The sequence below is a fragment of the Actinoplanes sp. CA-030573 genome, from assembly GCF_050951115.1.
Lineage (GTDB): Bacteria > Actinomycetota > Actinomycetes > Mycobacteriales > Micromonosporaceae > Actinoplanes.
In genome coordinates this window covers 3,107,279-3,128,294 of record NZ_CP192038.1, presented here as the reverse complement: position 1 = coordinate 3,128,294, position 21,016 = coordinate 3,107,279, and the positions used below count along the sequence as shown (strand labels likewise).

At 69.4% G+C, this 21,016-nt stretch carries 22 protein-coding genes and 1 pseudogene; 6 read left to right on the top strand and 17 right to left on the bottom strand.

Annotated elements, in window-relative coordinates; translation table 11 throughout:
• Positions 1-760: 760 nt before the first annotated feature.
• The 4 genes and pseudogenes from ACQP2F_RS14585 to ACQP2F_RS14570 all read right to left on the bottom strand — a co-directional run bounded on the left by ACQP2F_RS14585 (position 761) and on the right by ACQP2F_RS14570 (position 3,276).
• Positions 761-946, bottom strand: a complete 186-nt coding sequence (locus ACQP2F_RS14585; RefSeq protein ID WP_433304303.1) for a DUF397 domain-containing protein — start codon at positions 944-946, stop codon at positions 761-763.
• 32 nt (positions 947-978) lie between these two features.
• Positions 979-1,476: pseudogene (locus ACQP2F_RS14580) on the bottom strand (DUF5753 domain-containing protein).
• A 207-nt stretch (positions 1,477-1,683) separates the two neighbouring features.
• On the bottom strand, positions 1,684-2,244 hold the full coding sequence (locus ACQP2F_RS14575) for an HD domain-containing protein (protein WP_433304301.1): 561 nt from the start codon (positions 2,242-2,244) through the stop codon (positions 1,684-1,686).
• 12 nt (positions 2,245-2,256) lie between these two features.
• Positions 2,257-3,276: a helix-turn-helix domain-containing protein gene (locus ACQP2F_RS14570; protein WP_433304299.1), complete on the bottom strand. Its 1,020-nt coding sequence runs from the start codon at positions 3,274-3,276 to the stop codon at positions 2,257-2,259.
• 1,051 nt (positions 3,277-4,327) lie between these two features.
• Between ACQP2F_RS14570 and ACQP2F_RS14565 the strand changes: the two genes are divergently transcribed.
• A complete protein-coding gene (locus ACQP2F_RS14565) occupies positions 4,328-5,146 on the top strand; it encodes an SAM-dependent methyltransferase (RefSeq protein ID WP_433304297.1) in 819 nt (272 codons plus the stop codon).
• A 689-nt stretch (positions 5,147-5,835) separates the two neighbouring features.
• On the opposite strand, the gene ACQP2F_RS14560 is transcribed toward ACQP2F_RS14565, so the two are convergent.
• Positions 5,836-6,324, bottom strand: a complete 489-nt coding sequence (locus tag ACQP2F_RS14560) for a hypothetical protein (RefSeq protein ID WP_433304295.1) — start codon at positions 6,322-6,324, stop codon at positions 5,836-5,838.
• Between the two features lie 457 nt (positions 6,325-6,781).
• Between ACQP2F_RS14560 and ACQP2F_RS14555 the strand changes: the two genes are divergently transcribed.
• The 3 genes from ACQP2F_RS14555 to ACQP2F_RS14545 all read left to right on the top strand — a co-directional run bounded on the left by ACQP2F_RS14555 (position 6,782) and on the right by ACQP2F_RS14545 (position 9,553).
• Entirely contained in the window at positions 6,782-7,297 is a 516-nt protein-coding gene (locus ACQP2F_RS14555) for a hypothetical protein (RefSeq protein WP_433304293.1), read from the top strand.
• Positions 7,260-8,432: a hypothetical protein gene (locus ACQP2F_RS14550; RefSeq protein ID WP_433304291.1), complete on the top strand. Its 1,173-nt coding sequence runs from the start codon at positions 7,260-7,262 to the stop codon at positions 8,430-8,432. The genes ACQP2F_RS14555 and ACQP2F_RS14550 overlap by 38 nt, the downstream gene beginning before the upstream one ends.
• Before the next feature lie 86 nt (positions 8,433-8,518).
• Positions 8,519-9,553 carry a sensor histidine kinase gene (locus ACQP2F_RS14545; RefSeq protein ID WP_433304290.1) on the top strand — a complete coding sequence of 345 codons (1,035 nt, stop codon included), beginning with the start codon at positions 8,519-8,521 and terminating at the stop codon, positions 9,551-9,553.
• A 135-nt stretch (positions 9,554-9,688) separates the two neighbouring features.
• On the opposite strand, the gene ACQP2F_RS14540 is transcribed toward ACQP2F_RS14545, so the two are convergent.
• Positions 9,689-10,984, bottom strand: coding sequence for an IS256 family transposase (locus tag ACQP2F_RS14540; protein WP_433304288.1), 1,296 nt, complete (start codon positions 10,982-10,984; stop codon positions 9,689-9,691).
• A 114-nt stretch (positions 10,985-11,098) separates the two neighbouring features.
• Between ACQP2F_RS14540 and ACQP2F_RS14535 the strand changes: the two genes are divergently transcribed.
• Positions 11,099-11,428: a response regulator gene (locus ACQP2F_RS14535; RefSeq protein ID WP_433304286.1), complete on the top strand. Its 330-nt coding sequence runs from the start codon at positions 11,099-11,101 to the stop codon at positions 11,426-11,428.
• Positions 11,429-11,480: 52 nt separating this feature from the next.
• Complete coding sequence (locus ACQP2F_RS14530) at positions 11,481-11,954, top strand: hypothetical protein (RefSeq protein ID WP_433304284.1); 474 nt, start codon at positions 11,481-11,483, stop codon at positions 11,952-11,954.
• A gap of 198 nt (positions 11,955-12,152) precedes the next feature.
• Here ACQP2F_RS14530 and ACQP2F_RS14525 read toward each other — a convergent pair whose 3' ends face one another.
• The 11 genes from ACQP2F_RS14525 to ACQP2F_RS14475 form a co-directional block, all read right to left on the bottom strand.
• A complete protein-coding gene (locus ACQP2F_RS14525) occupies positions 12,153-13,217 on the bottom strand; it encodes a C40 family peptidase (protein WP_433304282.1) in 1,065 nt (354 codons plus the stop codon).
• Between the two features lie 406 nt (positions 13,218-13,623).
• On the bottom strand, positions 13,624-14,649 hold the full coding sequence (locus tag ACQP2F_RS14520) for a DUF4192 domain-containing protein (protein WP_433304281.1): 1,026 nt from the start codon (positions 14,647-14,649) through the stop codon (positions 13,624-13,626).
• A gap of 146 nt (positions 14,650-14,795) precedes the next feature.
• Positions 14,796-14,990 (bottom strand): hypothetical protein, encoded by a 195-nt coding sequence (locus ACQP2F_RS14515; RefSeq protein ID WP_433304279.1) that lies wholly within the window; start codon positions 14,988-14,990, stop codon positions 14,796-14,798.
• A gap of 53 nt (positions 14,991-15,043) precedes the next feature.
• Positions 15,044-15,589, bottom strand: a complete 546-nt coding sequence (locus ACQP2F_RS14510) for a hypothetical protein (RefSeq protein ID WP_433304277.1) — start codon at positions 15,587-15,589, stop codon at positions 15,044-15,046.
• A 26-nt stretch (positions 15,590-15,615) separates the two neighbouring features.
• Positions 15,616-16,041 carry an ArdC family protein gene (locus ACQP2F_RS14505; RefSeq protein ID WP_433304275.1) on the bottom strand — a complete coding sequence of 142 codons (426 nt, stop codon included), beginning with the start codon at positions 16,039-16,041 and terminating at the stop codon, positions 15,616-15,618.
• 276 nt (positions 16,042-16,317) lie between these two features.
• A complete protein-coding gene (locus tag ACQP2F_RS14500; protein ID WP_433304274.1) occupies positions 16,318-17,277 on the bottom strand; it encodes a hypothetical protein in 960 nt (319 codons plus the stop codon).
• Between the two features lie 145 nt (positions 17,278-17,422).
• Positions 17,423-17,734 carry a hypothetical protein gene (locus ACQP2F_RS14495; RefSeq protein ID WP_433304272.1) on the bottom strand — a complete coding sequence of 104 codons (312 nt, stop codon included), beginning with the start codon at positions 17,732-17,734 and terminating at the stop codon, positions 17,423-17,425.
• Complete coding sequence (locus ACQP2F_RS14490) at positions 17,731-18,681, bottom strand: diguanylate cyclase domain-containing protein (protein ID WP_433304270.1); 951 nt, start codon at positions 18,679-18,681, stop codon at positions 17,731-17,733. The genes ACQP2F_RS14495 and ACQP2F_RS14490 overlap by 4 nt, the downstream gene beginning before the upstream one ends.
• A 153-nt stretch (positions 18,682-18,834) precedes the next feature.
• Positions 18,835-18,999 carry a hypothetical protein gene (locus tag ACQP2F_RS14485; RefSeq protein ID WP_433304268.1) on the bottom strand — a complete coding sequence of 55 codons (165 nt, stop codon included), beginning with the start codon at positions 18,997-18,999 and terminating at the stop codon, positions 18,835-18,837.
• Between the two features lie 231 nt (positions 19,000-19,230).
• The gene (locus tag ACQP2F_RS14480) at positions 19,231-20,421 is read right to left on the bottom strand and encodes a monooxygenase (protein WP_433304267.1); all 1,191 of its coding nucleotides are present in this window, start codon (positions 20,419-20,421) and stop codon (positions 19,231-19,233) included.
• Between the two features lie 188 nt (positions 20,422-20,609).
• Entirely contained in the window at positions 20,610-20,966 is a 357-nt protein-coding gene (locus ACQP2F_RS14475; protein WP_433304265.1) for a hypothetical protein, read from the bottom strand.
• Positions 20,967-21,016: the final 50 nt, after the last annotated feature.

Here is a 21,016-nt window from a genome sequence, read left to right as displayed (position 1 = left end):
CCTATCAGCAGCACCGGGTTCGTCCTGGCTTTGCCCGGTCGATCCGGGGGCACAGCGGGTTGCGGACCAGCCCAGCCGCCGCAGCAGCCCGCGCATCGCGCCCGTTCAGCAGGTGCTGTGCATGGCGTCGCCGAGGTTGCGGACGCTGGCCTGGAAGTTGTTCAGGGCCGAGCGGATGGCGCACTTGTTGGTATCGCTGGGCGTTCTCTGCTAGGCCTGGATGCTGGCCTTGAGCAGGTCGGCTGGTTGCGGACCTGGTCGGCCTGGCCGGACCTCTGGCCGGGCGAGCGGACGGGACGACGCGGCGCCGTCCGCGACCGTCCCGGCCGATCGGCCCGCCGAGCCGACGGCGAACGCGCCGCCCGCACCCGCGCCGGGCGCCACCGGGCACCCGGGGGCACCGGTCGACATGCGCACCGTGGCGCACTTGATCACGGCGGCACGGGCGGCCCGCGCCACGCTCGCCGAGACGGGCCTGTCGCTGTCGCACGATCACCTTGCCGACGTCATGCGCGACGCCGGGCACGGGGTGTCCAATGAACGGGCCTCACTTCTGCTCAAGGTCCTCAAGGCAGAACAGGACTTGACCACGATCGGCCCCGCGACCGTCGAGAGTCGGCCGGGACGCCGGAACCTCTGTCGGAGGTGGTGGCCTAGCTGCACCTGCGAAAAGGCTCTTTCGCCAGGGCCATTGCACGCGTTCAGCACGAAGGGCACCTGTCCGAAGATCGGGTGCCCTTACGTGACCGGTTGGTCAGCCTCAATCAAACTCCCCATCTTTGGCTCCCTCGATGAAAGCCGCCCACTCGTCGGGCGTGAAGACCAACGCCGGCCCCGTAGGGTCTTTGCTGTCACGCACCGCAACGGCGTTGGTGAGCTGGGCGATTTCCACGCAGTTGCCGTTTGCGCCGCTACGGGTGCTCTTGCGCCACGTTGCTGCGTCCAATTCTGGAGCGTCACCTTTCCACCTCCTCACACTTAGTTTATGTCGATCAAGCCAGCGACGAACTTTCGCGAATCGGCCACGTTCAGGGCTGCCGCTCGCAGTTGGTCGAACATCTCGGTGTAGCGGCGAACGTCGGCCTCTTTCTCCAGGTACGGCGCGCCAGCCATGTTCTCGACGAAGACAAGTTCAGGATCAGCAGCGTCGGGGAAGTCCATCACGGAGAACGCCCCTTACATGCCCGGATGCGCGCCGACCTTGTACGGCAGCATCTGGAACGTGACGTGTGGCTGCCGAGTCATGTCGAGCAGGTGCCGTAGCTGATCGGTCATCACCTCTGCGCCGCCGACCTCACGGCGTAACGCTGCATCGTCAACGATGGCCCAGAGCTTGAGCGGGTCGTCCTTGGTGATGGACGCCTGCCGCTGAGCGCGAGTTTCGACGCGCTGTTGGATCTCCGCGTCGCTGGCGTAGGGAAGACCTGCCGTGACCACGGCACGGGTGTAGCCCTCGGTTTGGAGCAGGCCGGGCACGAACAACGACTCGTAGTTGCGGACGCTGCGCGCCTCGCTCTCGAAGCTGATGTAGGTCGTGTACTCCTCGGGGAGCTCTGACTCGCCCGCGCCTAACGCGGCCGTTCATCGACGGGCTCATCGCGGCCGGCCACGCGGTGGTGTTCCGCCAACCGGACCGGGACATCAGCCGGCACAGCAGCTGACCCTCGCCAGCCGGACATCTGATCAGCGATCACGCCATGAGAGTGGAGAGATCGCGATCGCAGCTTCAGCGATCCGGCGGCTCGTTTCAAGGTGAAGGTCTTTGCGCGCTGATTCGATCCAGCCGGCGGTACGTGTCACCCCAACATCGCGGTACTCGACGGCCTGTAGCATCATCTCGAGCTTATCTGCGTCCTTGGCGCACCGGGCTTCGAGAGTCTCGCGCACTTCGTACTCGTCCACGGCCCCGCGGACCAGCTCTCGCGACCGTTCGGGAAGCCTTTCTGTCTGGTCCGCAGTGATCCGGCGTGGATCGGGCTTGGTCAGGTAGGCGGTGGCAGTGTGTGGCAGGTCGCCAGTTCGCGTCTCTTGGCTGTCATGCCAAAGCGCGAGGAAGGCGGCTCGGGCAGGATCAGCTCCCTCCTCGGCCGCGATAAGTGCGGCGAGCTGCGCCGCGCGCATCGTGTGCTCAGCAACCGACTCAGGGTCCCGTACACCCGTGTGCCACCAGCCGGAGCGCCGGACGCGCTTCAGCAGTCCGAGTTCGTAGCCGAACCCAGCGAGCCCCTCTGCGTCCTTTGCCACGGTCGGACTCCTCTACCGGTCGGCGATGCGTATGGCGTACTGGAGCCCTGCGAGCTGCTCGCGTTCGACGCGGACCAGGGCGTTACTGGATCCGAGCTTATCGAGGACCTCGGCCAAGGCAGCACGAGTGGCAGGGCGGCCGCTCAGCAGCGATGGGCGTGAGGCTACGAGTGTGTGCATGGTCGACAAGTTCAGCGGCAGATGCGGTGATGTGGGATCTAGCCGTGGCAGCAAGTGCTGCAGCATACGGACACCAGTCCAGGACCGCATATCGGCATCCAACATGAAACGGTCGCTCGTCTGTTCGTCGCTGAGTTCGCCGATCCAGTACGCCCAGTAGTTCAAATTTGCTGTCTCCGCTGCTTGCCCCGTCATGTGGCCAACGAAGTCATAGAGGTGGGTACTGTCGCCGGCCAACGCCAGGGCAACCGATGCGGAGCGGGCCTCCAGCAGCTCCGTGATGTTTCCATCTTTCGGCCGACGGCCGCCCGCCCGTTTCCATTCAGTCCGCAGCCAGTCGACCGCCGCCGCCCTGCCGTCGAAACCGAGCAGGTACACAGCCTGTCGACGCAGCAGCGCCTCGTCGGCGTGCCTGGCACGCTCCGCCGCTGTGAGCAGATGGTCGAGGAAGCGCCTTCGTTCCTCCGCGGTCAGCGTGGGGTGCATCGGCATCGGACCGCGCCGGGCGGTACGGGGCGTGAACTCGGAAAGGTGCTGCGGTGCCTTTCCCACGATCGGCCAGAGGATCAGGTTGGTGATCGTCCACCGGTGAACGCTCGCGGCCAGCGGATGGCTGTCGGGACACACCCAGACATTGCCAGCAGCGATACCCGTCGCCAGCACGTGGTCCGCCTCGATCGCTTCACGGAGGTTGCGGCCTGTCGACGCCGGTGCCCCCATTCGAGACAGCCGACCACACAACCGGAGAAAGTCGCCGGCACTGACCGCCGAGAGCGGCCTGCGCCCGGACTCCCACCCCTGGATTGTGGTGATGTCGACGCCCAAGACCTCAGCGAGTTTCTCTTGCGTCATGCCTGCGGACTGACGGGCAAGCCTCAGTATGAAACCCGAAACCAGGCCAAACTTAGGCGCACTCTGACCGCCAGTCAGGGTATTCATCCCACGCGCCATGCGATCCCCTCTCCGCGCCTCGAATTCGCCTCGCCTACGCGTACTGGCGGTCAGTTCCGCACTTCCTTCACTCATCATACCGTCGCCTAATCAATGAGCCGAATCGCCGTTTACCAGGGGAAACGAGGGGTGTGTCATGGTTGGCCCGAATGTCGATCGCGTTCCTTTGCAAAGTTGAACGACGTTCGCTACTCGGTGCGGGGAGGGGAAATGGAAGCGCCTATCTGCTACGCGATATTGGCCGAGCAGCTTCTCATTGAGGCTCATGCCATACTCGACGAGCACGTGACCTCCAGCGGAACCGGCCGGTGCTTGGCGTGTGATTCTCCCGGCCCATGTTGGCGGCGTGAGGGCGCGGTGGCGATCTTCTCGCGGAGCTTGCGTCTGCCTGTTCGTCAGCCGGGCGCGAGCCACCTCGAGTTGATCAATTCTCGGTGCGTCCCGAGCCCGCTTCCGCTGGCGTGTTAGCGGTGTTCAGCGACGGCGGCGCACCCCGGGGATCTGGTGTACGTAGGCCGCAATGCCAGCATGCTGTTCGCCGGCCGTGCTGCGATCACGTTTCGAATGATCCCGGTGGATTCGCGTCCGACGTACGAGGGTTAGGCCCGGGTGTACGGTTACGCGCTGGATCAGTCCGGTCGTGCAGTCGATCTGTATTGGATCTTCGTGCGGGCCGCCAGTGTGGTCGCGGTGGACGTGCCGCCGGTGAGTCGGCCACGGTGGAACGCTGGCCCGTCGGCGTAGGCCTCGCAACGTGCGAGAAGCCGAAGACCTCCCGGATGAGCCCGTCGGCGGGGTTCGGCGAGGCAATGAATTCCCGTCACAGAACGTATGCGGTGGTGTGGTGGGTGCGGCTGGCCATCCCCCGATCCCGGTCGCACGCGCTAGGCCTTCCGAGGGTCGGCAATCTCGTCGACCGCATCCGTATCGCTCGGCCTCCGGCGGTGACCTGATGAACGGTTCGGTACCCAAGCCTTTTGACCCGACCGTGCCGGCGGCCTCTCGCCGGTACAACGCTTGGCTGGGCGGCAAGGACAACTTTGCATCTGATCGGGCCTCCGCCGACGAGATTGCACAGGCATTCCCGTCGATCAGAGCCGCTGTCGCGCAGAATCGGCTCTGTCGAGACCGGATGGTGCGCTATCTGGCCGCTGAGCGTGGGATCAGGCAGTTCCTCGACATCGGGTGCGGGCTGCCGCTCGGCCCCCACGTGCACGAGATCGCCCAAGAGATCGTCCCCCGTATGCGGATCGTCTACGTCGACAACGACCCGCTTGTAGCGGTCCATGCCCGGGCGCTGATGCTGGTGAGCCCGGAAGGTGAAGCCGCATTCCATGACGGGGATCTGTGTGAACCTCGATCGATTTTGGAAGCAGCCCGGGACACGCTCGACTTCAGCCAGCCCATAGGGCTGCTGCTGGCTGCCGTACTGCATTTCCTACCTGACACCGCCGAGGCGCTTGCCGCTGTGCGGGACCTGGTCGAGGCGCTGCCAGCAGGTAGCCATGTCGCGTTGACCCACGCGACCTACGACCCGCTACCCGACAGCCGGCGCGCGGCCTTGGATAAGTTTGGCACGCCCGATTCCACGGCCGGACCGTTCCAGCCGCGTACACGCGAGGAAGTAGCCGCCTTCGTCGACGGCCTGGACCTACTTCCACCAGGGTTGGTCTCGACTATCCGCTGGCGGCCCGAATTGCAGCCACCTGCCGACTCGCAGCTCAGCGAGGCCGATGTGATCTGCTATGCCGTCATCGCGGTCAAATGTTGACCACAACACAGACCGCGAGTCGCCGATCCACTCCCGGATGGAGTGAATCTGTCTGGCGGCGTAATCCGGCAGTTCCGCCGCGTGTATTACTTGTGCGCTGCCAAAACAGACGCCGGTCTGATCGCGTTCGGTGGAAAGTAGAGGCGCAGGACCGGCGGGGTGAAGGTGCACCTCCGGCGAGGTATCCAGCCGGGCGACACCGCTGCGGTCAACATCGATGATTCGAAGCTGGACGCCGACTCGCCGAGGCCGCCAGAGCAATCCGACGCCCCTCCCCCCGCCAGGCGCGTTCGTCAAAGCGCCGGCAACCTCCAACATCATCAACAAAGACGGTTTGAGGCGCGAGCGACACACCGACCTTGGGCTCGGCACGGCGGGCACGTCCACCCGCAAACGCCGGCCACCTTGCGTCGTCCGAACGGGGGTAAAGAGGAGGAGCGATGGAGGAACTCCCCCAGCCAATCGCGGTGCCGCTCGGATGGACCACCCTTTGCCGGTGGCGACACCCGCCGGGACGGTCCGTGACACCGGGCGGGTGCCGTGCGAGCGCCCAGGAGTTGTAGGTTCTCATCCGAGGTGTCGTTGGCCGGGCGCTGACCAGCCGCTTCACGGTGGTGTCTCATCGACTTGTCGCCGGGTTTGTCTCATCGATCTGTCGGTTTCTTCGTCGAGACGTGCCTTACCGGCTGCTATCCAATGCCACGGAGGTCGGTCTTCTGCCATTCGGCGCAGCCCCTCCGCTGCTTTGCCACTGGATTCGTCCGCGGGAGGTCGACGACCTGATCAGGAGCGACCCTCCGTGTTTGGAGAGCCGCCGTACGGATGCCACATTGCGAACGACTCAGCCGGCGGTACGTTGCAGGTAGAGCTTTGAGCAGGGCGACGTATCCGCGGTCATCGAGCAGCACCGGTGCGGAGGGTGCCGCCCTTGCCGTGATGCGCACGTGTCCGTCGTCCAAGCGCAGGTCCACGTCCTCGATGTGTAGGCCGCGGATTTCGCCAGCGCGGACGCCGCAGACGTAGATCGTCTCGAACAACATCCGGTCGCTCGGCCGGTCCAGGGGCAGGTCCTTGCGTGGTCGGCGGGGGGAGATCGCGGCGAGGACCTTCGCGACGTCTCCGCCGGCGGCCGGGCGGGGCAGCCGCTCGGGGACCTTGGCAGTGTCGATGCGGTCCATCGGGTTGGCGTCGAGCAGCTCGTGGCGGACTTACCAACGGTAGAACGACGCGACCGAGGCACGCTTGCATTTGCGGGTGGCCAGGGCCAGCCTGGCCGTCTCGGCCAGATAGGCGCGAACCGGTGCGGCGGTCAGCTCGCTGGGACCCGCGTCGTGGTGGGCGGCGAACGCGAGGAGGTCGGCGCGGTAGGCGCGGATCCGGCTTCTTGGAAAGAGAGTTGATCGCGGAGCCGGGGTTGGCTGATAACAAAGGTTCTCCCGCGACCAGCCGCGCGATCGCCGCCTCGGTGCCTGCCGGACACTCGCCCTGCCGACGTGAGGCAGGGTTCACCTGCACAAACTCAGGAAGGCCCAAGGGCTCAAGGGGCCCGTTGGCCTTTTCGGCCGTGCCAGTGTTCCACCCCCGGTGGAACGACGGGCACCAGGACCGACACAATTGGCGGCTGTGAACCCGCGGATGCGCAAAGTGATCATCGCGGTCGCGTTGGCCGGATGCGCCGTCACGCTGATGTGGATGTACGGAGCCGACAAGCTGGACTCGAACCTGGTCGACAAGGCGAACGTGGTGGGCGGCCTCGCCGGCATCGTCGCGCTGGTCTTGGGCGTGCTGGTGTTGTGGCCGAAGCTCCCCGCGCCGGTCAGCCCCGACGCCGCGCAACTGGACGCGGCGCTGTGGTATCTGGCGCGGCAGACCCTGTCGGCCTGGCAGAGGCAGGCCAAGGAGCGGCGGATCACCACCTCCACCCCGGCACTGGTGTCCTGGCAGTGGGCCGGCGCCGAGATCGCCACCCCCGCCGCAGCCCTGACCGCCCCCGACCAGCCGGCCCTGCTGACCGCCGGAGAGATCACCCGGCTCTGGCAGCTATACGACCAGCTCCCCGCCCCGGCCGGGATGGTCATATTGGGGCGGACCCGGCGCAGGCAAAACCACCGCGATGCTGCTACTGCTGCTCGACGTCCTGGCCCACCGTGACGGCGGGAATGGTGCGGGTGAGCCGGTACCGGTATGGCTGACCCCGGGCGGATGGAACCCCACTACCACAACGCTGACCGACTGGGCCGCGAGCACCCTCAATCGTGACTACCCCGGCCTGGCCGGACACGCCAGCCCTACCATCGCCCGCACCCTGCCGGAGGCCGGCCGGATCGCCCTCTTCCTCGACGGCCTCGATGAAATGCCCGACTCGCTGCGCGGGCCTGCCCTGCACGCCATCGACCAGGCCGCTGCCGGCCTGCCGGTCGTGCTGACCAGCCGCCCCGAAGAATACCGGCACGCCACCGGCCTGCACCGGCTGTGGAACGCCGCCGTCATCAACCTGCAACCGGTCACCCTCGCCGACGCCTGCACCTTCCTACTACACGAACAGATCGGCGAACGCGCCGCCGCCTGGCGGACGGTCACCGCCCACCTCAAAACCCATCCCGACAGCGTCGCCGCCCGCACCCTGCGCGACCGCCTCGCGCTGAACCTGGCCCGCGACACCTACACCCACACCACCGCCGACCCGCTCCACCTGCTCGACCACGACAGCCCCGGCGCCCTACGCCGGGACCTGTTCACCCGACTACTCGCCCGCGCCTTCCCCGACCCCACCGAACACGCCCACGCCATCTACTGGCTCACCTGGATCGCCCAACACCTGCGCGACACCCGCGACATCCGCTGGTGGGACATCCCCACCTGGACCACCCATACCCGACTCATGCGTGGGCTCGTGTTCGGGCTCGTGGGCGGCCTTGTGTTCGGGCTGGCGGGCGGGCTGGCGGGGGGCTCTTGTTCGGGCTCGTGGGCAGTGACGAGGGGGCTGAGCCGCGGACGAGCGTTTTGCAGCGGCCGTCCCCCGCCACACTCGTTGGCGGGCTCACGGTCGGGCTCACGGTCGGGCTCACGGTCGGGCTCACAGACGGGCCCGTGTTCGGGCTCGTCGGCGGGCTCGCAATTGGGCTCGTCGGCGGGCTCACGGGCGCGCTTCCAGCGATCATCGAGGAACGGAGCAAGCCGCTACCTACCATGCTTGCTGCAAGCCCAGAAGACACCTACCGTGCCGATCTTCGCCGCCAGCTCGTGTTCGGGCTCGCAGGCGGGCTCGCGGGTGGACTCGTGGTAGGGCTCGTGGGCGGCTAATGTTCGGGCTCGCGGTCGGGCTCGTGGGCGGGCTGATGGGCGGGCTCACGGTCGGGCTCGTGAGCTCAGGTGGCGGTCGACCTGGCCATCGCCGAGGTCCGGGCGGCGACCCGCGGGCGCCGGGTGCGGTTCATCACGCTGCTACAAGCCGCCGCGGACCGGCAGGTCCTGCGTCGGGCTGGGGCCGTCTACCAGTTCCGCCACGCCGCCCTGCAAGACTTCCTCCTCACCACACCTTCCGACGGCCGCGACGCCTCCCTACCGGGTTCGGAAACACCGTGGGACAGCCAGGCAATAAAGCGGGAGGTGCAGAAGCCTACTCAGGAGGCCGATGACCTCGTTCGGCGGATGTCCGTGGCAGTCAGACGATCCGGCGACGATTCCGTCCTTAAAGCGATGTTCGACCTGCTCGCGGCTGAGGTACCGATCGCAATCGCGTCTGTCGTGGACCGGGAGGTCGGACGGTCGGCGATGCTCCTACAGCAGATCAGTCATCAGCTCAACACGCCGCTGGGTCACATCGAGGCCATGGCGCTGCTCCTGCGAAACAGCGATGATTCGCAGAGCCTGGACTTCGCCGACGGCCTCATCGGTGCGGTGCGGATGTGCAAGGCGACATTGGGCGGATTCCGCCGTGCGAGCGGGATGGGTCTGCATGAGGTGCTCTGGGCGCCCTCGTCGTTGGCGAGCTTCGTACGGGAAAGCCTCGATGTCCTCAGAACGGAACATAAGAGAGACTGCATCGTCACGGTCGACCTACCGAACTCCTTTGACGGATACCACAACAGCTTCCTGGCCTGCGTTCTGATGCCCATCATGGAGAATGCCGTCGAACCGGTACCTGACGGCGGGAACATCATCGTGCGGGCCGAAGCCGGGATGCGGGATTTCTCGCTGCTGGTGTCGAACAGCGAGGCCGGCGATGTCGACCTCTCCGACAGCATCTTCCGTCCCCACTTCACCGGGAAGGACGGCCACACTGGCCTCGGTCTGTCGGCAGTGCAGGACCTGCTCGCCACATACACCGGTTCCGAGGTCAACTGTTACGCCCGTGACGGCATGACGACGTTCACGGTAACGCTTCCCGGAAGGATCACCGCGTGAATGCTGAGCTTCTCGTCGTCGACGACAACGCAAACTTCGCCCGCCAGCTCGCGGCACTCGTCCAGACCCGGACAGGACTGGCAACGCACCATACGCATGGGGACTTTCCCAAGATCGGTGTTTTCGGCTCTTCGGTTAGTAGGTCTCGGCGGCCGGCCAGCGGTCACCGAACGTGATGGCGAAGGCGTTCAGCACAGGCTTCCAGCGCATCGTCCATCGAGCCCGGCCAGCCCCGGTCGGGTCCAAGCTGCGGGTCACAAGGTACAGGCACTTCAACGCGGCCTGCTCGCTCGGGAAATGACCCCGGGCGCGGACAGCACGCCGATAACGCGCGTTCAACGATTCAATAGCATTCGTCGAGCAGATGACCCGGCGGGTCTCGACGTCGTAGTCGAGGAATGGAATGAACTCGTTCCACGCGTTACGCCACAACCGGATCATCGCCCGGTACTTCGTTCCCCATTTCTCTTCCAGGTCGTCCGGTGCGGCCGACGCGGCGTCCGCGTTGACGGCGGTGTAGATCGGCCGGATATCTCGTTTGATCGCGTCGGCGTCCGCTCGCGACGTCAGACGGAGAGTGTTCCGGATCAAATGAATGATGCATGTCTGAACCACGGCTTCCGGCCAGACGGCCTCGACCGTGTCCGGTAGCCCTTTCAGCCCGTCGCAGACGACGAAGAAAACATCCCGCACGCCACGGTTCTTTAGATCGATCAGGACGCTCATCCAGAACTTCGCGCCCTCGCCGCCAGAGCCGGCCCACAGCCCCAGGACGTCCTTGCGGCCGTCCACGGTGACCCCGATGGCCGCGTAGATGGGCCGGTTGGCGACCTGACCCTCGCGAACCTTCACGACGATAGCGTCGATGAACACAGCGACGTAGACGCTGTCGAGTGGCCTGGTCGACCATTCGGTCATCTCAGCGACGACTTTGTCGGTGATCCGGGAAATCGTTTCCTTCGACACCGACGCCCCGTAGATCTCCGCGAAATGCGCGGAGATCTCCCCGGTCGTCATTCCTTTCGCATACAACGACAGGACAACTTCGTCGACCTCGGTCAGGCGGCGTTGCCGTTTCTTCACGATCTGCGGCTCGAACGTCCCTTCCCGATCCCGCGGCACCTCGATCTGCACTTCACCGGCCGCGTCCGAGATCACCGTCTTCCCCCGGCTGCCGTTGCGGACGTTCGTCGACTCGCGACCCGGCTCGGCCTGATTCTTCTCATGACCGAGGTGTTCGGTCATCTCCTCGTTCAACGCGGTCTCGAGGACGTTCTTGGTGAACAATTTCAGCAGGCCGTCCGGGCCGGTCAACTCCAGGCCGCGGGCCTTCGCCTCGGCCACCATCGCGGCCGCAGCGGCCTGCTCGGGCGACAGCTGCCGCGCATCATCGCCGGTCTTCTTCCGTGGACTCACAACGTTCGATGTCATCACTCACGGTGCCCATCCCGCCAGGTCTTCAGCCCGGCGTGTCGGGCCGAAAACACCGCTCCCGGCACAGTCCCTACGCATGATCCGGACACCGCTATTGAGCTGGTAAGGACGATGAAGATTCGGGTAGTCGTCCTCGACCAGCGGATGCCCCTGCGCAACGGGACAGACCTGTTCTTGAGGCTGAGAGCTGTGAACCCAGGTGTTCGCGGCATCGTGTTCAGCGGAGAGGCCGAGACCGGCGAGGTGAGCGAGGCATACGACGTCGGCTACGCCAAGTATCTTCACAAGAGCGAGGTAGAGAGGCTACCTGAGATCATCCGTGAGCAGTGGCTGAAGCGTTCGTCTTCGAAACCGAACAGAACACCCGCAGCTGCGACCAGGTCTTCTTCCGGGGCCCGCGGCGGTACGGCTTCTTCGGCCCCCGAGTGGAGGCCGTTGTGAAGACCGTGACGACGCTCGACGCCAGCCATATCAAAGTGACGAGTGGTACGCCGTGGTCACTCTGACCCCGGGCGAGGAACGGCAATACACCTATACGGTGACGGCCAAGGAGACGCTGACGTTGGAAAGTCAAAGCCAACAGGCACTCAAGGCGACGCTGAACTTCGAAGCGAAGGTGGTGTCGGCGTTCAAGTCCGGCTTGGCGGAGACACTCACGCTCAACGAGCGCAGACTTGAACAACACGAACGTTCCACCACCCGCGAGATGAGTCAGAAATACTCGCTGGTGGCCGATGACCCGAACGATCCGAACGCGGTCATGACGCGGAGCATCGAGTGTTGCCCAACCTATCGCCGGCTGCTGATCCGGGTCGAAATTCGCTGCCCTTACTGCGCCGTGTCGACCGATCTTCCCATTCTCGCCTTCCAAGAGCTTCCCAAGCTCGCGACCCGGACGATCGATACCTTGCGTAATAGGGAGACGAGGGTTGTGGTTCAGGGAGCAGAACTACCAGCCCGACGCTGACGACGTCGTGAATACCCAGCACCGTCTCCCTTCCCGGCCCTTGTTGGCCGTTGGAGTCACCGTTTGTCGTCACGCGGAGACCGGGCCCGTGGACATCAACTAACTAGATAGTGCGGCGTCTCATCGGTCTGTCGGAACCGACAAGTGCACCGACAGAACGATGAGAAACCGAAAGATCTAATGAGAACCTACAGGAGTTCAGGCAACAATCCGGCGGATGATCGAGACCTGCTCCCGCCACACGACGAGCGTGCTGATTCTGACAACGTCGCCGGTGTGCGGGGCTTGAACGAGCAGGCCATCGCCGAGATACATGCCGACGTGGCGCGGTTGCTGCGGGGTACCCAGGCTGCCGGGGATGAACAACAGGTCGCCCGGCCGGATCTGCGCGAGGCCGGCGACGGCGATACCGGCGTGCATCTGGTCGGTGGTGACACGCGGGATGTTGATCCCGGCGGCGCGGTACGCCGCCTGCACGAGTGACGAGCAGTCGCAGTGGTGGACGGCGATTGCCCCGTGCGGGTCGGCGCAGTCGCCGCCGAACTGGTACGGGGTGCCGCGCTGGGCCAGCGCCCACGCGATCGCGACGGCGACCGTCGGCGGGATATCAGGTGCCAGCGTCCATCCCGCAGGTAGCGGTACCGTGCTGGTGTCGCGCGCTCCGTCGCCGCCGGCGTCGTCGCAGTCGCTCGGCAGGACGGACGGTCCCCGGGCAGTACCGTCGGCGCCGGCGGCGACCGCGTCGACGAGCATGGTGGCGTCGGACTCCCAGCGGGCGTAGGCGCCGGGGTGGGCGCTGCGCTGGACGGCTTGGGCGGCGTCGGTCAGCGGCAGCTGCTGCCAGCCGGTCACCGTCAGCAGGGTGGTGAAGAACCGCTGGCTGGCGTAGACGGGGTCGGCCAGTTGAGCCGGATGTCCCCAGCCTTGGCTGGGGCGCTGCTGGAACACACCGACCGAATCGTGGTCGCCGCCGGGCAGGTTGCGCAGCCGCGACTTTTGTAGCGCGGTGGCGACGGCGATCACCCAGCCCCGCTGCGGAACGTGCAGTTGGGCGCCGACGGCAACGATGGTGGCGACCATCGCTACCTGCTCGCGGTCGTAGCCGCCGACGGCCGGCCGGCCCGACCCGGCGGTGCCGGGTGTGCCGACGGCCAGGGGCAGGGCGCAGCCGGGGGTGCCGGCGAGCAGGGCTGTGCCGGCACTGCTCAGCATCAGGATGCCGGCGATGACGGTGACGGTCGCGGCGGCGGCTTTGCCGGTCATGGGTGGCCTCGCCGGTCGGATCCGAGCCGGCGAGGCCGGCCGGGTAGACGAAGCATGTGGTCCTCCGGAAACGAAAAAGGGGCGCGGTGCGCGCCTCGATAGGTGGCGGAAACAGGAAAGGGCGCGGTGTGCGCCGCCGGGCGGCGTGGCGGAGCGGTCGGTGGCGAGCGTCGGTGTGACGGCGCGGGGTTGCCCGGCATGGGTGATGCCCCCGACCGGCAGGCAGCCGGCGTGCGAAGCGGCACCGGGGCGGGCCGGGGACGACCGTCGTCAGATCTGCCCGCGGCGACCCATCCGGATCGGCGTCGCAGCGGATGACAGTGGCAGCGCACCCCGCCGGTGCCGCCGCCTCGGCGGTCCGGCACCGGCGGTCGTGTCACCGCCGCCGCGGCCGGCGGCGGTGTCGTCAGTCGTGCAGCAGCCGGGCCATCGTGCTCGGGGCGATGCCGACGGCGATCGCGTCGCGCAGCACGCCCGCGACCCGGTTGCCCGGGTCGGCTTGCAGGGCACGGTCGACGGCCATGCTGGCCAGGGCGCCATGCCCGGCCTGAACGGCGGTCAGGGCGAGCAGGTTCGCCACTGGGGTGACGAACGGCGGCTGGGCGCGACGGACCAGGTCGCTCCACATCTCAATCTGCCAGGGGGCGCCGGTGCTCTGGCGGGCGGCGATCGTCCACGCGGCGGGCCAGCCGAGCAGCGCACTCAGCAGGGCCGCGTCCTCGTCGGCGGCGGAACGCCCGGCACTGTAGGCGGCCTTGAGACGCTCGAGGCGCTGCCGGGTGGCCTTGAGCAGGGTGTGCCCGATGATCTCCAGTCCGGCGGGGTCGAACCCGTCGCCGCGGTGCTGGCCGGCCGCGTACTGCCGGATCCGGGCGACGGCGGTCACGGTGGCCGCGGCCATCCGCAGCTGGGCGGCGCCGGTGACCGGCGCGAGGGTGGCGGCAAGCGCGGCCCGGTCGGGCAGTACGGCCAGCCCGGCGACGATCGCGGCAGTGGCGGCGGCGTTGACGGCCGGATCGAACGGCACCCAAGGCCGCCGGCCGCCGGTAGTGGTGGTGTCCAGGTGCCGGTAGCGGCGGTCACCGACCTGCACGGTGTCGTGGAGCGTGATGCCGGTGTCGGCGAGCGTGCCGGGCAGAACGTCCAGCAGCCGCAGGATCCGGTCGAGGGTGCCGTACCCGGCGACGACGACCGCGGTGCAACCGTGGGCGGCCAGGGTGCCGGCGACCTGGGCGAGGGTGTCCTGCACGGCTGCAGGTGGCTGTTCGCCAAGCGCGAGGTCCACCCGTACGGCGGTGATCAGCCGGGCGGCGCGTTCGTCGAGGGCCGCGATGACCAGACTGTCGTCGGGGGCGAAGCCGAGCAGGAACGGGATCAGTGCCAGCAGATCGTCCAGGCCGGTGATGCGGGCTTCGGGGCGAGGGTCGGACACGGGATTCCTCCAGGAAAGGGTGAACCCGGCCGGGTCCGCGGCGCGGCGCTCCGCCCGGCGGCGGAGGCAGGCGGTAGCCGGCCCCTGCCGGGGCGATGCGCTTCAGAGTGGGTGCGCGGCGCGCCGAGTGGTGCGCCGCGGCGGGGTCAGAGGCTGTTCTCGAGGATGGCGGTGGTGGCCAGGTGTTCGGCTTCACGGATGTCGGCGGCCTCGACCACGGTGGACCACAGGCCGTCGGCGAAGACGTGTTCGTCGCCGCCGTAGATTTCGTGGTCGCCGGCCACGACGCCGGCGACGGCGGGTTTGTCGGCGAGCCAAACGCCGATGACGGTGAAGTGCATGGTGGATCTCCTCACGGTGGATGTGCTGGTGCCCGGCGGTATCGGGGCCGGGTTCAGGTGCCGGTGGCGCCGGGCTCGGCGGCCGGGCCGCCGGTGATGTCCGGGGTGAGGTCGGCCAGGATCTCCCGGCTGACCCGCAGCACCCTCTGGGCGCACTGCTCCACCAGGTTCAGGTCACCGCCGGCCCAGCCCAGCACGTAGGCGTCGGTGAACGCGGCGGTGTCCAGGCCCAGCGCCTGGCAGATGATGTGACTGACGCTTTCCGCCTCGGTTTCCCGGCGTCCGCGGTGCAGGTCACCGTCTGCGACCGGTTCGGACAGGTGCCCGCAGCGGATGTGCGCGAGCTCGTGCAGGGTGGTCTTGACCCGATGGGCCAGGCTCAGGTCGTCGCGGACCTGGGTCAGCATCAGGCTGCCGCCGAGGGTGACACCGTTCGCGTCGCCCAGGTAGGTGCTGCCGGGCGGGGCGAGCGCGAACCGGAAACCGGCGGCGGTGATCAGCGCGACGGTGTCGTCGTAGGCGCCGGTCGGGTCGTCGCCGGCCAGCAGCGGCGGCGCCGGGCCGGCGGCCTGCCGGCGCAGGTGCTGCACGGTGAGCACGTCGAACGGTTCACCGTCGGTCTCGCTCAGTTCGAAGGTGTTGGCCAGCCGGAACCCGACGACCCGCCGCCCGGGCCGGCCGGGTCGCGGTCGACGCCGCGGCCGGTCTTCTCGGCGGCGTCGGCCTGCTCGGCGGTGGGCCGGCGGGTGATCGGCGCCCACACCTTGAACGCCCGCTCCCCCGCGCGTACGTGCCGCCCGTGCCGGAACCAGCCGGTGCGCCGCCCGGCGTTGCCGTAGGGCAGGAAGTACTGGGCGGTGATGCCCCGTTCGTCGGCCTGCATCGTCAGCAGCAGCTGGTTGGCGAAGCTGTAGCGGGTGCCGAAGACGGCGACCTGCCCGAGCAGCGCCGCCCACTGCTGCGGGTCGGCGGCCAGCGCGGCGAGCCGCTGGTTGAAGTCGGCTTTGATGGCAGCGATCAGCGTGTCGTGCTGCCCGGTGGGTGGGGCCATGGTGGTCCTCCTGTCTCCGCCGATGTGGCGGCGGGGCAGGCTGGGACCGCGGCCCAGCCTGCCCGTCGGCACACGGAAGGGGTGGGGCTCGAGCCGGGTCGCAAGGCGACGCCGGCCGTAGTGGATTGCGAGGACTGCCGGTCGCCGCCGGTGCGGCCGGTGGTGTCGGGCGGCGCAGGTCGATCAGGTGCCGTCGCCGGGTGGTCGCGGGCGGCGCCCACCAGCCGGGAAGCAGCCAGATGGCGGGGGCCGGTGGCTGATCTGCCGGTGCCGCGTTCAGCCGGGTGTGGCCCGGCGGAACACCTCGGTGCGGTGCCGAGTGGCGCAGTAGATGCCGTAGACGTCGCGGGTGAACCAGTCGCGGGTGATCGCCCGCTGGTCGATGTAGCGTTCGGGGATGCCGGCCTGCTGCAGCGCCGCGGTCCAGCCGAGGGCGGCCATCCGGTGGCGGGTGTAGGCGAGTTCGTCGGCGAACGGGCCGAGGTAGCCGGCGGTGAAGGCGGCGGCGATGCGGGACGGGTCGGGGTCGGTGGTGGCCTGCATGTCCAGCCAGTCCCCGCAGACCGGCAGGCTGACCTGGTGGCGTTCGGCGATCTGGTGCAGGGCGCACAGCGCCGGCAGCGGCAGCCGGTGCCGCTCACGGCCGTAGCGGCCGTACCCGACCGCGGTGATGATCAGCAGCTGGTCGGGGTCGAGGCCGGTGGCGGCGATCGCGGCCCGGGTGCCGGCCAGGTCGGCGGTGACGGCGACCCAGTGGGTGACGGTCGGCTCGGTGCGGGCGGCAACCTGGATCGCGCCGGTCGCGGGCGGCCGGTCTACGCCGCCGGCGGCCTGCCCGGACCGGCCGTCACGCTCGCTGCGCCGGTCGGCCAGTTCCCGCAGCAGGTGCCGGGGCAGGTCGGCCAGGGCGGCCGCGGCGGCGCGCTGATGCCGCCGCTGCACCGCCGACAACGGGTAGTCGGGCCGGATGATCCGGGCGGCGGCGGTCAGCACCGCGATCACGGTATGGTCGCTGGCGACCAGGTATTCGGCGCTGTCGGCGGTGACGGTGCCGCGGGCGCGGGCGGCCACGTCGGCCAGCAGCCGGCTGCGCCACGGCTGCGGGGTGTTGAAGAGCTGGGCGGCGACGGTGCCGGGCGCGGCGTGCCGGGTGGGCAGCCCGAGCAGCCGGCCGGTGTCGGTCGGCTGCAGCAGCCGCATATCCGCCAGAGCTTCGGTGTTGGTGGCACGGGGCATGGTGGATCTCCGTTTCTCGCAAACGAGGAGCACGCAGCGCGGCCGCGCTCCGGCTCGTGCGGCGCCGGGCGCTGCGCAGCGCGAGGGCACGGCGGCGGCCGGCCGGCCGCTACGGGCCGGGGACGCCGACGGCCGGTGGCGCGGGTCAGTAACCCCAGCTGAAGACCGTGCCGGCCAGCCACGGCAGCGTGCTGGCGGTAACGGTCAGGTCGTAGAACGCGTCGCCGTCCGGGTGGCCGGCGCCGGTGAACGGGTAGAGGTGCTGCTCCGCCCACTGCTCGAGCAGCTCCTGCTCGGCGTCGGTGGCCGGCGGGTGCGCGATCGGGCAGGCCGGCACGACCGCGTCGGCGACGGTGGTCTCGACGCTCGGATACCGCTGGTAGGTGTTGACGATGTGCAGGCTGACGGTGATGGGCGCCGGGTCCGGTACCGCGTCACGAACGCGTGGCCCCATCATCGGCTGGCCTTCCCGTCGCCGTCGGTGGCCGGGGTGATGTCGCGGCCGATCGCGCTCAGCCGCTGGTGCAGGAGCCGCTGCCGGTTGCGGCCGGGACCTTCCACGCCGGGGTCGGCCAGGGCGGCGGTGATGGTGTGCAGGTCGGCGGGCGAGAGCAGAACCGGGATCAGTTGGTCGCCGGGCTGCGGTGTCCACAGCAGGCCGCCGTCGGCGATCGGGGCGCAGTCGCGGCGGCGCAGCAGCGGCCGGATGCCGTCCGGTGACGGCTGCGGGTCGCGGGCGGCATCGAAGACCAGGATGCGGTTGCCGCCGTGGCGTTTGGCGGTGGCCAGGGCGCTGTCGGCGCGGGAGCGGGCCTGCCCGGCGGTGGTGTCCGCGCCGGCGGCGGCGATGCCGGCGCTGATCCGCGGCTGGATGCGGTAGCCGCCGATGGTGGCCGGACCGGCCAGGGCGGCGCCGATCCGCTCGGCCAGTGCCGGCTCGACCCGGCCGGGCGCCAGCAGCGTGAATTCGTCGCCGCCCTGGCGGACCAGGGTGCCGCCGGGCGGCACCGCGCGGCGCAGCCGGTCGGCGACGACCTGCAGGTAGTGGTCGCCGGCGGCGTGGCCGAGGTTGCCGTTGACCATGTGCAGGCCGTTGATGTCGATCAGGGCGACGGTGACGGCGCTGCCGGAGCGGTCGGCGTGGGCGATGAGCTCGTCGGCCAGCGCCCGGTTCGGCAGGCCGGTCAGCGGGTCGGTGCGGGCTTGGGCGACGGCGTGCTGCAGCCGCTGCCGGTGCCAGAGCAGGACGGCGGCGACGGCGGCCAGCGCGGCCGCGGCGGTGGCGGCGCGGGCGGCGGCGGGGCTGGTGCCGAACGACGCGAGCATCGCGGTGTCGACGACGAGCAGGACACTGGCGGCCAGCGGCCACCACCGCGGTCGCACCGCGGGTAGCGAAGTAGGCATGGCGGATTCCTTTCCGTGTCAGGCGCAGAGCAACGACCTGTCGCCGGCACCGGCCCGGCCGGTGACCGGCCGGGCCGGTGAAGCGGCATCGCGCAGGGCGCGCTAAGCCCGGGGCGCGGCGGGCGCCCTGAGGGGTGGTGCGCGACCAGCGGGTCAGTGCAGCAACAGCAGGCTCAGCAGTGGTGTCTTGTCGCGCAGCAGCAGCGCCGCGCAGTGCAGCGCGATCAGCCCGGCGAGATGCGCGAGCGGGTGCATCGCGTGCTTAGCCAGACGGCGGTGCAGCGGCCGCGGCGGCTCGGGAGCTCGGTGTTTACCCATGACCGGTGCTCCCCTTCTTTTCGGTGCCGGGCGCGGGCGCGGCCACTGCCGGGCCGGCGACGCGGCGCGGTGGTCGAGGCATGCGGCGCCGACGGCAGCCGTCGGGCCGCGGTGACCGCCCGGGAGATCGCCGTCAACGGCGGCCCGGTCCCGAGCGGTGCACAGCTGGCGTCTGCCCCACCCGGCGAGCGCCCGGCAGCATCCGGCGCGGGACGGGGCCGGCGGCCGGCATCACCGGCTGGTGCCGGCCGGCACCGGCGGCCGGGCCGCAGCGCGGTGGCCGAGGCCGAGCCGGGCGCCGATGGCCGGGCCGCGCTGGACCGCGGCGACGGCGGCCGGCAGTTGCCGGCGTTGCCAGCCGGCCAGCGCGGTCGTCAGGTCGGCGCCGTAGCGCACATGCTGCAGCACGGCGGTGACCAGCGCGTCGGCCTGCTCCAGACCGTTGTTCGCGCCGCGGGCGGTGTGCGCGCGCGCCGGAGCCAGGGCATCGCCGAGCAGCACGGCGTGCCCGTCACCGACCGGCCACACCATGCGGGTTGGGGCGTCGATGTCGATGACCGCGAACGCGGCCCGATCGGCGGCGGCCTGCACGATGCGGGCGAACCGGGCCGGCAGCAGGTGCGCGGCGGCGGCGTCGACGCGGTCACGGGCGGCGGCGCTGACCTGACCGGCGTGGGCGAACAGCCGCCGCTGCCAGCTCGAGCCGAACCAGTCCTGGTATTGCCGGGCGCTGCCGTTGAGGTAGAAGGTCCAGTCCAGGCCGCCGGGGACCGGGCCGAGATTGAGCTGCACTCCGGGGCCCGGTTCCAGCCGCCAGAAGTCGGTGATCCCGGGCTCGACGCCGACGGTGGTGCCGCGGTGGCCGATGTAGCCGGCGTAGCGCAGCGTGCGGCCGGGGTCGAGCAGCCGGCGGCCGGTCGAGGCCCGGCCGTCGGCGAAGATCACCAGGTCGGCGCCGCTGCCGCAGCCGTCGGCGAAGCTCAGCCACGGCCGCCCGTCGCGGGTGTCCAGGCCGGTGATCCGGCGGCGGCTGTGGAGCATGCCGGTGGGTAGCCGGCGCAGCAGCGCCTCGTGCAGGCGGGTCCAGGTGGTGCATCGGCCCGGGTAGCAGCGGCGCACCGGTGTGCCGAGCATCCGCTGGTCGACGGGGGTCTGCCAGATCGTCTCGGACGGGGTGTGGATGTACTCCGGCTGGTCGATGCCGAGCCGGTCGAGGATGCCGAGGCTGGAGTGTTCCAGTGAGATCAGGCCGCCGCCGAGCGTGACGCCGGCGGGGGTGGCCTCGTAGACGGTGACGTGCTCGATGCCGGCCTGCAGCAGCAGCAGGGCGACGGCGGGGCCGGTCAGCGAGGCGCCGATGACGGCGACGCGCGGTTGCCGCGGTGCGGCGCCGGGACCGGTGATCGGGTGTGCAGCAGCCATGTCGGGTTCCTTTCCGGTGCGGAAAATGGAGTCCGGGCACGGCCGATCGGCCGTGCCCGGGTGTGCGGAGCTCGCACGGGATGGCCGGGCATCGGCCGGTAGTGGCGTGAGGGATGGCGTGGGTGGACGGGGTGACGGTCATCGGCGGTGTCGGCGCTGCGCAGACGGCGGCGCCGGACCGCCGCCGGTCAGCGCAGGGCGTCGACGATCTGCAGCACGGCGCTCAGCTGAGCGCGGGTCAGGCCGGCGCTGTCGGCGCCGCGCCGGCCGGCGATGACGACCGGGCCGGCCAGCGGCTCGGGCGGCCTGCCGCCGAGGTGGGTGACCACCGCGGTGGCGACCGGGTTGTGCGCTCGTCCCGCCAGGTATGCGCGTGGGGCGCACCAGACGCTCAGGTGGCGGTCGGTGACGGCGATGTGCAGCGGCTCGCCGCCGAGGGCGATGCGCAGCGCCTGGACGCGCTCGCTGCCGGTGCGGGCCGTGCGGTGGTGCGGGCGGCGGTCGCCGTCTGCGGTGATCCGGAGGAACGTGAAGGTGTCGGTCATGCGGGTTCCTTCCGCGGCCCGGACGGCCACGGCCGGACGGCCGGGCCGGT